We start from the raw sequence: 17,560 nt of genomic DNA on the forward strand, positions 1-17,560 counted from the left end.
TTATTGAGGACGTTCTATGTCAAAAATATCGCCGATTTTTGCGTAACTCGCTCCAGCTAATCGGCTCACCGCCTTTAACGCGCTAGCATCTATTCGTCCTTCCTGATAAATCACATCATCTAAATGGAATTGTACAATTTCGCCAATAAATAAATCGCCCGTCTGCTCTTCTTTATTCATTAAAGGAATACTTTGTACTAAGCGACATTCCATTCGGACTTTGGCCTCTTTAACACCCGGCACATTAATACGTTGACTGTCGATTACTGTAAAGTTAGCTCTTTCAATTTCACTCTCTGTTACCGGCAAAGAAGCAGCTGTTTCATTTACCTGGTTAACATTATCCTCATCTACAATATGCACAACAAATTGTTCTTGATACAAAATATGACGAGCGGTATCCTTTAAGCGCCCTGTTGCTCTTTGAATTGCTAGGGAAATCATCGGTGGATTCGATGACACGATATTAAAGTAACTAAACGGTGCGCCATTTATAATGCCCTGCTCGGACAAAGTCGTTACAAAAGCAACAGGTCTAGGAATAATGCTGCCAACTAATAATTTATAGTTTTCACGTTCTGTATTTTTCTTCGGATCAATTGAAATCAAACAACTTGCCCTCCCCTTTTATTCATCTAATGAACGTACTTGAATCGGGATTAACGCGCTTTCTAACTGTTCTCGATGTTGTTCATATTGCAACGGTAACATTAATTGACTACCCATTGTCTCCAATGTTTCATCATGCGCGAATCCTGGTGGATCTGTCGCAATTTCAAATAAAATTTCACCTGCTTCACGGAAATAAATAGCGTTAAAATAGTTACGATCCTTTATTTCTGTCACATGTTGCCCATGATTCATCACATACTCTTGCCACGCTAAATGATCTGCATTATCCTTTGCTCTCCAAGCAATATGATGGACTGTACCGACCCCCATGTGACCACGTACGCCTGATACCGTTTTTAAGTCTATAATATTTCCGATATCAGCGCTTGCTTTGAATCGAGCATAATCGCCTTCTGTTGCAATTTTTTCAAGCCCCATCACATCTCGTAATACCTTTTCTGTTTCTTGTGGATGGCTTGAATAAAGCGTTGCACCACCAAAACCTTTAATAGCAACTTCTGGTGTAACTTCACCAAATGTCCAATTATTTCGTTCACCTTCTGCACGTGCGACTAATTCAATATGAAGCCCATGTGGATCATCGAATTGAACAACTTGCTCTCCAAAGCGTTCGGCTTTTTTAAATGGAACAGAAAATTTTGCAAGACGATGAATCCAGAAAGGTAGTGCTCCTTCTGGTACAACGTATGTTGTTACACCAACTTGACCGTCGCCGATACGCCCTTGATAAGCATTTGGCCAAGGAAAGAACGTAATAATTGTTCCTGGCTTCCCAGCATTGTTACCAAAATAAAGATGATACGTGCCTGGGTCATCAAAGTTGACTGTTTGTTTTACTAACCTTAAACCTAAAACCCCCGCATAAAAATCAATATTCTCTTGTGGATGCCCTACAATGGCTGTTATATGGTGAATTCCTTCTGTATGTTTGCTCATAGTAACAACTTCCCTTCATAAATAAATATTCTCTTTGTATATGTTTTCTAACTACATGCTACTTCAAACTTCTAATAAAAGAATAATTTGCATATTCGATTTTTATCTCGAATTAATATATCTTGAATTCGAGATGATTATAACACGTAAATTTTAATTTCGTCAATATATCATCAAATAATTGATTTTAAGCTTGGCATAGTAAAAGCAGAGCTGCTATACATCAACAACTCTGCTTCTACTATGAAAAATTATTATCGTGATTAATTGTGTTGACCATAGCCTCCATGCGAAGCCATTGCATCCGCCTTTGTAGCATGGACAGTTCCTAATGGATGGTTAGGAGGAGCATAGATTGAAAACAGCTTTAATGGCACATTCCCTATATTGGTTAAATTATGCCAAGTTCCAGCAGGTATTACGATCGCGTAATCATCATGGACATTTTGTGTAAAGCTTAAATTTTCTTTACTCGACCCCATTTGTACAGTCCCATGCCCTTGTTCAATATAGACAAACTGATCGACATGTGGATGCATTTCTAAACCTACATCCTCACCAATATTGAGGCTCATTAACGTAATTTGCAAATGGCTTCCTGTCCATAGAGCAGTACGGTACGTATTGTTCCGCTTCGTTGCCTCCTCCATATTTACAACAAAAGGCTGTTGCCCATAATCGGTACTCATTTGACTGTTATTTCCGTTGACAGCTTGATATGGATAGGCACTATTCGGTAGTACTACTTCATATGGAGCAGGCCAGTGAACAGACTGATTTCCATAGCTATACATTGGTATATTGGCATAATAAGGAGCATAGTACATTTTCTCAATCCTCTCACAGATTCTAAAATTATTCTATGCAACTTATTGTCAGAATGTACCCAATCGTAGGAGAATATGCAAAATCCCAACCAATTTTGAGCAATATAATTCACATTATAAATTCCAAAATGGATTATACCCTTGCCCTTTTCCAGAAGGCATCGCCCCTGGCACACCATCCGCCTCTAACAGCGGACGAATAATCAGTTTTACTGGCCATTGTTGTTGCTCAAATAAAACTTTCCATAACCTTACTTTATCTGCTGCTGGAATATCAACAACTGTTACAGCCTTCATTAACGCCTGCTTCGTCGTATACCATAAAGTTCGCTCAGAAATAGAATATACTTGTGCAAGTGCCTCCATAATGGAAGCTAAATTTACTTGTGTCCCTAATGATTGGATATAAAAAATTAGCTTCTCCACACTTTCGTTATATAAACTGTTGGAATAACCTGGTCGAATATAATACTGTGGATCTTGAATATTATGGCGTTCTAAATAAGGCATATGAAGACGTACGGAGTCATGGTCTCTGAACAATAAACGATGGATTTGATTATTTTTTAATACCAGACAGCAATTTTGACCATGTATTTCAGGCAAAACCCCTACTTTGAATAATCGCATGGCAATTTCATAAAACATCGTTACCATTTCTGTATAAAAATCAATTACTTGCTGTTTTGTTAAAGGCTGGCCGAATAGTTCATCTAAATAATGATGACCTTTTAAATTTACGGCTAAAGATGACATAGGAATGATTTTATAGTTCTCATCTAATAGCTGCTTTGGATAAATGCGTATTTGCGCCGCTAGATGACGGGGATGGTCATCAAAAAGCCCCATTGTTTCAGGCATATACCCCCACCAATTTTGTTCTTCGCATAAAATAACCTTTTCCGTTAATATAGGGTCGCAAGAAATGGCTTGTCGTAGCAACTTTTCACCTGCTAGACCATTTAACAACTTAACAACAGGCAAATATCTCGATGCACCTAAAGAGAGTACACTTACTGGTAGTTTTAGCATCCTGCTTGACGGTTGATTAAAAGCTAAAGAACGGAAGGATGAAGTGGCACACAAATCGCCTGCTTTTGCTGTTAATATAACCATCGTTCCATCAGCTAGCTCCTGCTGAAAATCTTTTAAAATAATGTTTTGTAACTGCCATGGATGCACAGGCATCATCGTGTATTCACTTTGCCGTAAACCTCGTCGTTCAAATTCTTGCGTTATTTCATACTTTTGCTTGTCCTCAAGTAAATCAAAACATTGGATAGGTGTTTGTTCATTACCTTTTACGATCACATCATGACGAATGGCGACCCAACGAAGCGAAATGGGTTGATCAAATTCCGCCATATATTGTTGATAATCTTGCGCTGAAAATCCTATCTTAGCCTTTGCAAGTGGATGAAATGGACGATCTCGAAACGAAGCAATCAGCTCTCCTTTGACATGCCATTGGTAGGCTGTTTGAGGAGCTGATGCATCATAATTATTCATTTGTTCTATACTCAATGTTAATTGCTCAACAGCTACTATTAGGCCCTTTAAGAAATCTGCCACTGCTGGATGCTGGTAGGCTTTGGCAGAGAGACTAGTCTGCAAAATGGATGTGGCAAGCTCTTCAATTGAAACGATTAACTGCCATTGCCCAGCCACTTGTCGATAAATAGGAGAATGACGCACCCATTGCTCACCCTGCTTAAAGCTTTTTTCAACAAGAAAGCAAAAGTTTCCTATATAGACCTCTACCTCATGTGATTGATAGTGTGCAAATAAAGCGCCTATTTCTTTCGTTACATCTTGTAGGGATTGCTTTGAATACGTATCCCCGTTAAAGAACTGTTCGACTAAAAATGCATCCATTAAGTCCTTCATAATAATTTGTGTAGCTCTGTCACTTGCTGATACACTTTGCTGTACAATCATTGGATATGTCCTCCTTCGATATAATAAAATGCTGGATGAGGATGACCAAGAAAATCATGATGTGAAATTGTCCAACAATATGCACCTGATTTTTCAAAGATGACAATATCCCCTACACGAATGCAAGACATAAAAGCATCTGTATGCAATCGATCCTTTGGCGTGCATAATTCCCCAACAAGATGGACCTTCTTATTGTGCAAGCTAGGTCGTTGGAATGGATACGTCCACGTCTCACTAGCATAAAGCCGAAATGGTTGATTATGTCCCCATGAGGCTGGCAATCTATTATGATGTGTGCCACCTCTTACAACGGCAAAAAACTGTTGATGGGACTGTTTAATATCTAGTATTTCTGTAGCATAAAAGCCATAATCAGCAACGAGAAATCTCCCAGGCTCAAAAAAGAGTTGGATGCCATTTAAATCTTGCAAAATATTACTAGCTTGTAATAAGGACGTAAATTGTTGCCAGTCAAAAGATGGTCCTTCATTTTCATTATAGGAAACACCAAATCCACCCCCAGCATTCAGTACTTGCACATCTAATTGATACAAACGTTTCCATTCAAGTGCTTTTTGCACATAAAGTCGTACCATTTCTACATGTAATGCCGCATGCACATTATTGGATAATGAGTGAAAATGGAAACCTTTAATTTGTACAAGCTGTAATGGGTCTTGTCGTACAAGTGCAACCGCTTGTTGAATATCTGATTCGTCCAAGCCAAATGGACTGGCTGTACCTCCCATCGTAATTTTTGTTTCAGGAAGTGCATTTGTACGTAAATTTATACGCAATAAAATATCGACTTTTTTATTTAATTTTTGTGCGAGCATTTGAATACGTCGCAATTCTAATAAACTTTCGACATGAAGATATGTGACCTTTTGACGTATAGCCATCTCCAATTCAGCATCCTTTTTTCCAGGTCCGCCAAATAAGATTGGTACATCTTCGGACACTGCACGAACATTTTCTAATTCTCCGATGGAGGCGACTTCAAAGCCACGAACATATGGTAAAAGGGCTTTGATGATTCGTTGATCTGGATTTGCTTTAATCGCATAAAACAAAAATGTTTGCTTTGGCAAAGTTTGAAGCAATTTTTTTACATGTGCTTGAATACCATCTAGGTCGTAAATATAAGCACAAACAGGCGCTGTTTTATTAGTATTTAATGATTGAATAACAGCTAGTAACGAATCACTCATATAGACCTCCTGTTATATTTTGATAGTCCATCTTCTTTTGTCGATATGCTCGAAACGCTGTATTTCGGTCATCCCCTAGCACAAAGATGCGGACACCTTTTTCAGCCCACCGTCGATGCTGATCCTTCTCTCTCGAAACAGTCGCATACGGTATATGACACGCTTTTACAATGTCATATAACGCTTCAATAGCATTCTGCACTTGGGGATGTTCAATTTGCCAAGGTACGGCTAACGATTGCGATAAATCCGCCGCTCCTTCCAAAACAAACCCGACATGTGGTAGTGATATAATATCCTTACAATTGCGAATGCCTTCTATACTTTCAATCATTGGAATAATCATAATTTCTTCATTGGCGGCAGCAATATACTCAGTTAAAGGTTCTTTGGCAAAAGCAGCAGGGCGGCCACTATTTAAACTCCGGTGCCCAATGGGATGATAATAACTATACTCAATAACCTGTTCGACTTGCTCTTTGCAACTTACATGTGGAATGACAATACCCTGTGCCCCACAATCCAATACTTTTAATAGCGAAGTGCGTTCAATTTCTGCAATTCTTACAAGTGGGGTTATATCGAGTAGCTCTGCTGCACGAATCATATTTTCCAATATTTCCAAATCAATCGTCGTATGCTCTAAATCAATAATGACAAAATCAAATTCAGCGTGACCAATTAATTCGATTACACTTGGATGAGGAATCGAAACAAATAAACCATACACCGTTTGTTGACGTGTTATTTTATCCTTCAACTTATTTTTCTTCATTTTTCAAAAACTCCAATGCCTGTAATAAAGGATTTTGAGCCTTTCTAAAATACAATGTTTGATCTCCATAAATACGTCTTTTTGTCATTTCCTCGATTAAAGCATCAGCAGCAAATAAATCAAACGTTTGAAAACGTTCTTTATATTGAGGGTGTTGTTGTTGATAAGTTAAAATAACTTCCGTACATATGCGCCAGAAATCCTCTTCCCGCAATCCAAACTCCTCAAGCGTAAAACAAAGTTCAGTCATACAGATAAAGAAGAAAGCATCAAAAGTATAATCTCTTACCTCCGAAGCTTTAGCCGTTTTTAAAAACGAATAACGATTAAATTGCCGATGTGTGGCAGGCTCTGGATTTAACTTTGGCTCCCATTCCGGATGAAGGAGCTCTGAAGAACAAAACCTCACGCCATCATGTAAGTCCTTAACAATAATTCGATGTGGAAAATTATTTTTTAAAACAAGAATAATATTTTGCGCATGAGACTCTAACGCAATTCCGTGGACATAGAGTAAATGAACAATTGGCGTTACAACCGTTTCGATTAAGGCTCGGCTCCATTTTTCTACCCCATATAATGCAATCGCCTGCTGAATAAACGCCTCGCCGTTTTTTTGCTTATGCATCAATGCATTTAAAGGCCAAGCTTGTTCATCTTCTTGCAAGTATTGCGCAATATTTTCTCGATGGATTACACCTAAAGTTCCATAAGCCACTGCATATTGCATAACAGATAATTTTTGATAGCGGAAAGAAACCCCGATGGTCTCTTTTAAAATTTCAAACTGGCAATTTTTCAAGTATTCATCACTTTTAATGACTCGATCTAGCCAAGCACTAATAATAGGCGCATTTTGTGTCGTATGATGCGCTAAAATACGGCTAGTAGATGTATTTGTAATGCTAAGAGGTAATTTTAAATAACTCGCTTGTGCACTATGGCGATTGGATAACGAGCGAATGGATTGCTGTGCTCGATATGAGCTATCCGATTTCCCTAATATAATAATCGTCTTATCAGCTATTTGTGGGTAAAATACTGTCGCTATAATATGTTCGAATTGCCACGGATGAACGGGGAGAAAAACATAAGCTTGTTCATCTTCCTCTATTTGCGCTCGTAATTGTTGTTTAAAATGCGCTAACTCCTCTGGCTGTAAATGATGCTGATACATCTCATTGATTGCAGTTGGTTCTAATACGGCAATATCTACAAAATGCCGACGAACAGCAAGCCAAGTCAACGCGATATCCTGATTAAATTCAGGACCATACAAATGATTATCTGCCAAAGTAAAACCTACTCGGGATTTATAGCTTGGATGATACGGATGACCATCAATCATATGGCTTTCCAATGCCTCATAGTGCAAATCTTCCACTGGTATTGACGGTGGCTGACTGCTCTTTGCCTGACTATCCTTCACAAAGGTCTCCAATAATTCCTGAACAAATGTCTTCGTATGCTGACCGTCCAATGTCTGCTGAACGACTTCTTCCAGAAAAGTATAGATACTGACACTGGCATCTCCGTCTCTTTTAATGGAATATGGTTTTACTTTCACTCGACCGAATGACCATTTTTCCACTACTTCACATGTATAAAGGATCGTCTCTCCTTGAACGTTTAGTCCTTGGAAGGTATACTCTTTTCCATTTTTCGTTACTGGAATAATTTCCTCAAAAAGCAATGCCTCTAACGTTTGGCACTTCAATCGCTCCTGTACTGCCTTATAGGATGCTTCACTTACTGGCATGAAAGCTGTCATCAATTTCATACATTTCATTCCCCTTATACATAGCATTTTTAACTGCAACATATTCTGGTGTTTCACTTTTGCCAATTAAACAGCTATACAAATTTTTCTTAGCATAAAATACAGATGTCGTTAACAGATGGGCTACTAGCTCATTCTGTGTTTGTTCCCATTCTTCAAGTAGCATTTCTCGTACAATTTGCCAAAAATGGGCTTCACTTAACTGAAAATCTCTAGCAAGCGCATGTATAAATGACCCTAGATGATTTACCATGAAATAATACTTTGTCCTTGACCACGCCTGTTTTTTTTCATAAAACAAAGGTCCTTGTGCTTGTCTCTGTGTATCTACTTTTTCTTGTTCGATACTTACGCCTTCTAAATCCCGTATCCAAAAAATATGTGGTTTCCCTTCCCGAAGCGTTATAAGCGTATTTTGTAAATGGGCTTCAAAGTGAATGCCCTTTTTATCAGCGAGTCTAACAATGGGCAATAAAGAAATCGTTATATATTGTCGAAACCATTGCTCCACATTCTGCCCTTTCAACCATTCATAAAGTCGACAAGGCTTCCCTTGAATGGGCGCTTCTACTAAACTAGCAACAACATAAGTTGATTTTTCATCTAGCACCATTGGTCGATACGCCATCGTAAATAAAGCTGTTAAGGCTTCCTCTTCAAAACGGCACGTGCAGACACCTGTCTCATAAAGAACCTTTGTAGATTGCTCTTCTATAAAACAATCATGTGCTGACAAATAATGCGCCGCATCTAATGTTCTTGTCATTTGCTCTTGGCTATTAATCCTAAGCATATTGGTAATTTGAATTGACAGAGACAGCTTCAAATTACATTTAAATTGCGGAATATAGACTGTTCGAACAGATGATGTAGGATAACAAATAGGACCACTACTTCCTAAAAATCTAATTTTTTGTTGTCTTTCATATTCTTGCACTGCCTCTAGCGTTTGCACATAAGCATATTGCCAAGGATGCATCGGCAATATGCGATAATTATCATCATCAAATTCTAATTGCTGGCGAACATCGTATTCAAACTTTTGCAAAAATTCATGCGCTGCACTTTCAGTGACCCACGTTTCTTGAAAGATATCATATCGAACAGCAATATAACAAAGCGGAAAGGAAGTACGTAATTCAGGGCAATAGGTTGCTACTTCCCGTGATGTAAAGCCAACAGTATTTTTGGGATATGGATGAAAAGGATGACCATATATAAGTGATTGTTCGGAAGATAAGTAGTCATTTATAAAGTTGCTTGTTGCATGTTTCAAAAATACAGCCATGTTGCGATAACTATTTTCCACTCTAACTATAAAATCTTGTACATGGTCATATGTGATGGCTTTATTGTGTTGCAAGTATTCCTGAACAATTAATGAAGCTAGGAAGGTAAAGCTTAAAGCTTGGCCATTTTGCAAGGAAAAATACGCATATTCATGCTCACCATTTGGCGAATAAAAAGTAAACTTGCCAATAATCGTTTCATGACTTGCTTGAAAATGTAGAGAAAATGTATGATCCTGTCTATTAACCTTCAGTAGCTTTCTTTGATTCTCACAGCATTCTCGCAAATAACAATTTAACAACACCTTACAACTATAAATAGCTGCTTGCTTTTCATGATGACTTTGCAAAGCACTTTCTTTAATGAACACCAATGTCAACTCTCTTTCTTGTTATATATAATACAAAAGGAACAGTAACCAACATGATGCTCCCTAAAATCACACATTCCTCTTTAATTGCCATCCATTTTGCGTCTGCTACGGAAAGGCCTGCATTTATTAACATGCTCCATCTGAAGTCATAATAAATCGTTAATAGCATGACTGCAAACGACGAAGAAAACCGTTCAATCGTACTCGCTAAAGCTGAGCCTTCGTGTAACTCCTCTTGCGAAAGTGTATGAAGACCAATTGTTGTGACAGTCATATTCGAAAGACCTCCGCCTATCCCCCTGCCAATCATCAACAAAATCAATACGAATATGGATACAGACTTTGGTAAAAGGGAAAAGGAGATAATAGATATGGCGACAATCACGATGCCGACTACTATAAAATTTTTGGATTTCCCTTTATCCATCCAATGTCCTCCCAACCACATAAACAAACTTGTAAAAATGGCCGTAGGAATGAACATCGCACCTACTGCTGAAGATGGGAGTTGATATACTTCCTGAAATAGTAGTGGTAATACAAAAACTGCCCCAAGCATCACGACATCTTGTATTGCAGCAATTAGCACCGTGATGGCGAAGATTGTTTTGCGTTGTAATAACTTATAATTTAATAGCGGCTCGATTTTCTTATTTTCTAACTGAATAAATCGCATCAATAAAAGCAAACCACCCACTAGCATTATGACTAATAGCCAAGTAGGAAGAACCTGCTTTAGAAGCAGTTGAATGCTGACACTTAGCAGTAAAATACTTAGTACCATGTAAATAATGCCGAACAAATCCATCTCTTTTTTGCGCATAGCTTGATATGAATCAATTTGAGTAGCACATAAACACAACGATACAATTGCAAAAGGAACATTCAGCCAAAATAGATATTGTAATTGACCAAATTGAATAATAAGCCCTCCAACAGTTGGACCAATAATGGACGCAACTGTTAGCTGTATTCCCCAAATCCCCGCCACTCGTCCATGTACTTCTTTCTCGTAAACATCAAACAATAAACTGAGGGATAGTGGAATCATGATGCCACCTGCAATGCCATGAAGACTGCGGACAATCAACACCACTTGAACATATTGATCGAATAGTCCACCTATAATAGAAGAAAGTCCGTATATTGCAACACCAGCAATATACGCCCTTTTTCTGCCTAAGCGGTCTACGACTAATGGTGTGAGAGGCATAGTAATGGTCATTGATAATAGATATGCCAAAATGACCCAACCTGCCGAACTTGCACTAATGCCATATAGCTGCATAAAGCTCGGTAATAAAATATTAAAGGAACTATTTGTAAGTACGAGTGAAAAGGCAGCGATAAAAACGGCAAGTAAGGCTGAATGTTTCTTCATAGCTTGAATGTTTAACATAATGCATACAGCTCAACCGCTTGTTGTACAGATTCAGCAAAAATATCTAATACTTTTTCTGTTTCAGTTTTATTTATGATAAGAGGTGGTAAAAATCTTAGTACTGCCCCCTTACGTCCACCTACTTCAATAATTAATCCATTTTCAAAGCATTTTTTTTGAATCATAGCGGCTAATTCGCCATCTGGAGGATAGTGTCCAAGACGATCGAACGGCTTATTAGGATTAACAATTTCTACACCTATCATTAATCCTCTGCCACGAACATCACCAATCTCACTGTATAGTCGTCGCAATTGATGCAACCCTTCAAAAAATTGGGCACTTCTTTCTTCAACATTTTGCAATACACTCTGTTCGCGCACATATTTTAATGTTGCTAATCCTGTTGCCATTGCTAATTGGTTTCCTCGGAACGTGCCTGTATGCGCACCTGCCTGCCATTGATCTAAAGCTTCCTGATAAATGACGACAGACATTGGTAAGCTACCACCAATCGCTTTTGAGCATATAATCACATCAGGAATAATGCCTGCATGCTCAAATGAAAACATCTTTCCAGTCCTCCCTATCCCTGCTTGTACTTCGTCAATAATTAACGGGATATTTCGTTCTGCAGTTATTTTTCGCAATTGCTGTAGCCATATTACATCCGCTGGAACAACACCTCCCTCTCCTTGTACCGTTTCTACAATTACACAGCATGGATTAGCTACACCACTTTCACAATCGTCCAATAAATGCTCGATATATTGTGCACTAATCGTTGCAGTCATACCATTTCCCACACCAAATGGGCATCTAAATTCATAAGGGAATGGTAGAAAATGTACATCTGGCAGTAAGCTTTGCAAATGCTGTTTTTTAGATAGATTACCGCTCATGGACATTGTCGCTTGTGTGGAGCCATGATATCCCCCTTGAAAAGCTAAAATAGATTTGCCTTTTGTAGCATGTTTCACTAATTTAATAGCTGCTTCGACCGCATCTGCTCCAGTCGGGCCACAAAATTGCATTTTTGCGGTATGCTTCATTTCCTCTGGCAATACAGAGAAGATTTCTTTCATAAATTCTATTTTTAACGGTGTTGCTAAATCCAATGTATGAAGTGGTATTTGTTGATCCAATACTTCCCTGATAGCTGCTATGATGACATCATGATTATGCCCTAAGGCCAATGTACCCGCTCCAGCTAAACAATCATAATACTGTTTGCCTTCTACATCTGTCACAACCACACCTTGCGCTTTTTGTAAAATAAATGGGAAATGTCGCGAATATGCTCTTGCATTGGATTCACGCTCCTTTTGAAACATCAAATATTCTTCTTGAACATTCTCTGTTGCCATGTTGTCACTACTCCTTTTCTATATCTAATAGATAGGTTAAATATGATTCAGCTGCATTTTTCGTGCTTTTTGTAAAATAATTCGAGGGGTCCACCAAATCTGGCAAGGCATTTACTTCTAAAATGACGCCATTTGTTTGATCTAACGGTTTATCAATATGTAAACATCGAATGTCGATGCCTGCCACGTCAATTTGCAATGCTTTGGCTGCACGAATCGCCATCTCAATATTTTCAGGACAAATATCTGCTGTGCGATCTGTTATAACATCATAAAAGTCCGTTACTAACATATTGTCATCCACAAATAACTCTACTTGTTGACCCTTTACTAAAACATCATCAAGCGTAAGCCCCTTCCGATGTAATATATTTTGCAAGTCTATTGATTCTTCTTCGATTGCTTGATCATTTTCAGGCTCAAGCGTGTTTTTTTTCAATTGCTTATCATTTAAATCCTCTAGCAATTGACGAATAGTCGAATAGCCGTCACCTTCTATAAAAGCTGATCGGTATTCTAAAACACCAATCATCTCACCATCTATTACTAACACGCGATAATCATGTCCAACTACATATCTTTGAAGCATAATCTTTTGACTATATTGTTTAGCAACTATCACTGCTTGCTCTAATTGCTCTAGCGTCTTAATGCCAATGGTTACACCTAAACTACATTTAGCATTAATAGGTTTCACTACAACCGTTTTATTCTTTGTTAAAAATTGAATAGCTGGGTCTCCAACTTCCTCTACAATAAGCGTATCGGTAATAGGTAGTTTATTCCTTGCTAATAATTTGTTTGTCGCTTCCTTATTTTGTGCTAACAATCCACTTATCAACAACAACTGATGAGACCTTGATTTATTGATAATAACTGTTTTGTCTTTATAAGATAGTTCTAAAAAATCCTCACAATCTGCAAGTAATGGTGTACAAACTATGCCCATTTCCTGTGCTTTCTTTATAATGATTTGATTTTGTAAATTGCTTATTTGCTGTTGTGTCAAACCTACTCCTCCCACGAAAAATAATTGAGAACGATTATCATTATCAATTATATAATAACAATGTACGCTTCAATTTACAAGTTAATGTTAAAAAATAATCCACAATTTAGGAGGAAAAAGAAACACTTACTACTAATGCGTGGTTTAAATTCAAGCAATGTGGGGATTTCAACGCTTACTTCCTATAATTAATGCACGGGCACAAGGTGGCATGGCATTTTCTTGTGCCTTAGCATCAATTATCGACTTTTAAAGAAAGGAAAGTTTCATTCACTCTACAATAGAGATGAAAACCATTTATTTTACGTTGGCATTTTGGGGCATGATATACAATAATCATGTTCTTCTTCAGAGGTTAAATAATAATAACAGCAAGTTTTACGTAGTCTAATAGGCTTGTCGGTGCCTCTAGTCATAACTTTTGGCGTATTATATCGCGTAAACGGATTTTTACGTTCGCCAAAAATTTCACCTGGAGCTTCCGTCATAATGTATTGATAGTCTTCTTCTAAAAAGGCGATTTCCCTTTCACTTGCCCCTTGGCGAAATTGCGTTTCATAAAACCAGTGCACATACATAGCCGCATGCTCCCATAAAACCGCCTTTGAAACTTTAGCAGTAGTCGACAGCGCCTTCCATACCTTTGTCATATTATCAGCAAATAACGATTGGAGGATTTGGTCTCTCCATTCCGCTCTGCTTATTGGTAGAATTACTTGTGCATCTACCAGCGCTATTTTCGGGAGCCATAAATCTTCCTGATAGCTTGACTCCACACGAACATTGTCAATCGACATATTTATCCCCTTTTGGAGCATTGACATGGCAAATAGAGGTGTCGCCATTGTTAATACGCTATAGCGCTTTCCAAATAAAGAAGCTGTTATTATTAAAGAAGTAGAATTAAAAATAGGCGAAATGGTTTGTAGATATTGACGGCACTGCTCTCCACACAGCAAATCCTTGGATGAGATTGAATAGGGCGAAGCGGGCAAATTTGTCTCCGTGAAACGATAGTTCTCTGTCAGAATAGCAATATCTGTCGGCGTTAGTCGGTTATCATTCGGTACATGTAACATAAAAGTTCCTCCTGCTTAAGCTCTAAGACAGCACTTGATGCCCTTTCCATGCGGTACACATAACGGTGTGCCAAAAAGAGGATCGTTCATAATTGTGCAACCCATGCCAAATACATCCTTTACTAAATCAATTGTTATAATCTCATCTGGTCTTCCTTGTGCATAAATTTTTTTATCGCGCACAGCCACGATATGATGCGCATAACGACAGGCTAAATTTAAGTCATGCAAAACCATAACAACTGTACGATTTTCTTTGCTATTTAAATCGAACAATAAATCTAAAATTTCTACTTGGTGTGCCATATCTAAATAAGTTGTTGGCTCATCCAATAAAATCAAGTCTGTCTTTTGTGCCAATGTCATCGCAATCCATGCCCTCTGGCGTTGACCTCCAGATAATGCATTAACAGGGCTATTGGCAAATGGTGTCATCTGCGTTGCTTCCAATGCTTGATTGACAATCTGCTCATCTTCTTTAGACCATTGCTTAATCCAGCTTTGATGCGGGTACCTACCTTGTTTAATCAACTGTAAAACCGTTAAACCTTCAGGCGCTATTGGTCCTTGTGGCAATATCGCTAATCGTTTTGCAACTGCTTTTGTCGATAAATCTCGTATTTTTTCACCGTCTAATAATACATGTCCATCTTTCGGTTTTATAAGGCGTGCAAATGTCCGTAATAATGTCGACTTGCCACAGCCATTTGCACCAACTAAAACCGTAATTTTCCCCTCTGGTACTTGTAAATGTAAATCCTCAAGTATATTGGCATTCCCATAGGTAACTGTTAATGCATTCGCCTCTAGTACATTATTCAAAATCGTTACACCTCTTTCTCATATTGTACTGCTACATAAGAATCTATATAAAAATGTTCCTTATGTATCGTTCATTTCTAAACGTATTATGAATGTTGATTTCTTGTACGGAACAGTAAATAAATAAAAAATGGCGCACCAATTGCAGCAGTAAATACACCTGCTGGTAAATCTTTTGGCAAAAATAGTGTACGACCAACAATGTCTGCAAAAATTACGATAATGGCTCCGACCATTGCAGAAATCGGAATAAGTGCGGCAAATGAACGGCCCACCAGCATTCTACTAATATGAGGTGCTACTAATCCGACGAATGCTATTCCTCCTACAAAGGCAACGGCAGTGCCAGCTAACATAACACTAATCAACAAGAACAATAATCGGTAAACTTGTACCCGTACCCCTACACCTACTGCAACATCATCACCTAATTCTTTTACACTGATGACTCTTGCCATGACAAAAGTGAAGATACTTAAAACAATCACCCACGGTAGTAATAAGTAAACATCCTGCATATTTGCCCCATACAAACTACCTGTAAGCCATATATAAGCTCTTGTTGTGCGTACTTCTTCACCCATGACAATCAGCATTGTCACTATCCCTTTCGTAAGTGCCGAAATCCCAATACCGATTAACACCATTCGTATAGGCGTGACACCCTTATTCCAAGACAACAGATAGATAATAGCCGATACTACTCCCGCTCCTATAATGGCCGCTAATGGTAAGTAGTGTATGCTCACCGTTGCATATGTAAGAAATAACATTGCACCTACTGATGCACCACTTGTTACACCAATAATATCCGGTGCAGCTAAAGGATTTCGAATAATGCCCTGTAATATTAACCCTGATACAGCAAGCGCCATACCAACTAGCACGGCAAGCAATACTCTAGGGAGTCGTAACGTTTGGATTGTAAATAAATATTCACCTGTACCGTAGCCAAACAATTCCTTTAGTACAGTCACTGGATGTATAAAATCACTCCCTACCGAAAGCGCAAGCAAAATCATGCCACAAAGCAATATACAAAGAACAATAGTAACCATTGCTACTTTTTTTGATAGTTGAAAAGATATTTTATTTGATTTCGTTCTTACCGTTATATAATTATGCATTTTTCGCTAACCCCCTTCGTGCTATATAAATGAAGAAGGGTGCACCAATAAATGCTGTCATAACACCGATGGGCATTTCTAACGGCATAATCACAAAGCGAGCTGCAATATCTGCCAACAGTAGCAATGTTGAACCAATAACTGCACTAAACGGAATTATCCAGCGATAATCTGTACCTACTAAGCCCATCGCCATATGAGGCACGATTAAGCCGATAAAGCCAATGGAGCCAGCAACTGCGACTGATCCCCCAGCAAGCAAGATAACAATAATACCCATAACAACCTTTGTTAAAATCGTGCGTTGCCCTAAGCCTTTCGCAATATCATCTCCTGACTGCAAAATATTGATGGAACGCCCCATTAAAAAGGCCACACTACTACCTATTACAATGAATGGTAATACAGGTAGTAACATATTCAAATCTCTCCCTGAAACAGAACCCGCAAGCCAAAAAAGCACACTTTGTATACCCTGCTCATCAATCACCAACAATCCCTGTGTAAACGAGACAAACAATGCCGAAATAGCAGCACCTGCTAGCACAATTTTGATTGGCGTTAAGCCGTCTCTTCCTAAAGACCCTAAGAAAAAAACAAGAACACCCGCAACACCAGCTCCTAAAAAAGCAACCCACATATAATGGATTAACGAGTCCATAGAAAAAAATGTAATTGCACAAACAATAAAAAATAATGCGCCTGCGTTAACACCTAAAATATCTGGTGCGGCTAAAGGATTTCTCGTCAAAGCACGCATTAAAGCCCCTGCTATTGCAAGACTTGCTCCGACTACGGTAGCAACAACAGCTCTAGTGAAACGAGATGTTCGAATGATTACATGCTCCGCATTTAATGCATCATAGTTGAAAAAAGCATCATACACTAATCGAAATGGTATTGATGTTTGACCAAGAGCTACACTTAACATAAATGCCATTATCAGCAACACACAACAAATAATAAAAACACTTTTTTTCATTGAGGCACTGGTAAGCAAATTTTGCAT

15 protein-coding genes are annotated in these 17,560 nt (G+C 38.4%); all 15 read right to left on the reverse strand.

The genetic code is table 11. The features are described from left to right. Positions 1-609, reverse strand: coding sequence for a flavin reductase family protein (locus MKY08_RS20940; protein ID WP_069508181.1), 609 nt, complete (start codon positions 607-609; stop codon positions 1-3). Between the two features lie 18 nt (positions 610-627). Continuing rightward, positions 628-1,569, reverse strand: coding sequence for a ring-cleaving dioxygenase (locus MKY08_RS20945; protein WP_069508183.1), 942 nt, complete (start codon positions 1,567-1,569; stop codon positions 628-630). Positions 1,570-1,832: 263 nt separating this feature from the next. Continuing rightward, positions 1,833-2,396: a cupin domain-containing protein gene (locus MKY08_RS20950; RefSeq protein ID WP_069508185.1), complete on the reverse strand. Its 564-nt coding sequence runs from the start codon at positions 2,394-2,396 to the stop codon at positions 1,833-1,835. 114 nt (positions 2,397-2,510) lie between these two features. Continuing rightward, the gene (locus tag MKY08_RS20955; protein WP_069508187.1) at positions 2,511-4,334 is read right to left on the reverse strand and encodes an IucA/IucC family protein; all 1,824 of its coding nucleotides are present in this window, start codon (positions 4,332-4,334) and stop codon (positions 2,511-2,513) included. After that, positions 4,331-5,548, reverse strand: coding sequence for a type III PLP-dependent enzyme (locus tag MKY08_RS20960; RefSeq protein ID WP_069508189.1), 1,218 nt, complete (start codon positions 5,546-5,548; stop codon positions 4,331-4,333). Before MKY08_RS20960 ends, MKY08_RS20955 begins: the two co-directional genes overlap by 4 nt. Continuing rightward, a complete protein-coding gene (locus tag MKY08_RS20965) occupies positions 5,541-6,323 on the reverse strand; it encodes an aldolase/citrate lyase family protein (RefSeq protein ID WP_069508191.1) in 783 nt (260 codons plus the stop codon). Before MKY08_RS20965 ends, MKY08_RS20960 begins: the two co-directional genes overlap by 8 nt. After that, on the reverse strand, positions 6,310-8,103 hold the full coding sequence (locus MKY08_RS20970) for an IucA/IucC family protein (protein WP_069508193.1): 1,794 nt from the start codon (positions 8,101-8,103) through the stop codon (positions 6,310-6,312). Before MKY08_RS20970 ends, MKY08_RS20965 begins: the two co-directional genes overlap by 14 nt. Next, positions 8,069-9,763: an IucA/IucC family protein gene (locus MKY08_RS20975; protein ID WP_069508294.1), complete on the reverse strand. Its 1,695-nt coding sequence runs from the start codon at positions 9,761-9,763 to the stop codon at positions 8,069-8,071. Before MKY08_RS20975 ends, MKY08_RS20970 begins: the two co-directional genes overlap by 35 nt. Next, entirely contained in the window at positions 9,753-11,165 is a 1,413-nt protein-coding gene (locus tag MKY08_RS20980; protein WP_069508195.1) for an MFS transporter, read from the reverse strand. The genes MKY08_RS20975 and MKY08_RS20980 overlap by 11 nt, the downstream gene beginning before the upstream one ends. Further along, positions 11,159-12,514 carry a diaminobutyrate--2-oxoglutarate transaminase gene (locus MKY08_RS20985; protein WP_069508197.1) on the reverse strand — a complete coding sequence of 452 codons (1,356 nt, stop codon included), beginning with the start codon at positions 12,512-12,514 and terminating at the stop codon, positions 11,159-11,161. The genes MKY08_RS20980 and MKY08_RS20985 overlap by 7 nt, the downstream gene beginning before the upstream one ends. Positions 12,515-12,521: 7 nt before the next feature. Continuing rightward, positions 12,522-13,523 (reverse strand): hypothetical protein, encoded by a 1,002-nt coding sequence (locus tag MKY08_RS20990; RefSeq protein ID WP_069508199.1) that lies wholly within the window; start codon positions 13,521-13,523, stop codon positions 12,522-12,524. A 302-nt stretch (positions 13,524-13,825) separates the two neighbouring features. Next, positions 13,826-14,602 (reverse strand): IucA/IucC family C-terminal-domain containing protein, encoded by a 777-nt coding sequence (locus tag MKY08_RS20995; protein ID WP_069508200.1) that lies wholly within the window; start codon positions 14,600-14,602, stop codon positions 13,826-13,828. Positions 14,603-14,617: 15 nt separating this feature from the next. Next, positions 14,618-15,424, reverse strand: a complete 807-nt coding sequence (locus MKY08_RS21000) for an ABC transporter ATP-binding protein (protein WP_069508202.1) — start codon at positions 15,422-15,424, stop codon at positions 14,618-14,620. A gap of 86 nt (positions 15,425-15,510) precedes the next feature. Beyond that, positions 15,511-16,551, reverse strand: coding sequence for an iron ABC transporter permease (locus tag MKY08_RS21005; RefSeq protein WP_069508203.1), 1,041 nt, complete (start codon positions 16,549-16,551; stop codon positions 15,511-15,513). Then, complete coding sequence (locus MKY08_RS21010) at positions 16,544-17,560, reverse strand: iron ABC transporter permease (protein WP_069508205.1); 1,017 nt, start codon at positions 17,558-17,560, stop codon at positions 16,544-16,546. Before MKY08_RS21010 ends, MKY08_RS21005 begins: the two co-directional genes overlap by 8 nt.

The sequence above is a fragment of the Lysinibacillus sp. FSL M8-0337 genome (genome assembly GCF_038593855.1).
In the GTDB taxonomy this organism is placed as follows: domain Bacteria; phylum Bacillota; class Bacilli; order Bacillales_A; family Planococcaceae; genus Lysinibacillus; species Lysinibacillus sphaericus_D.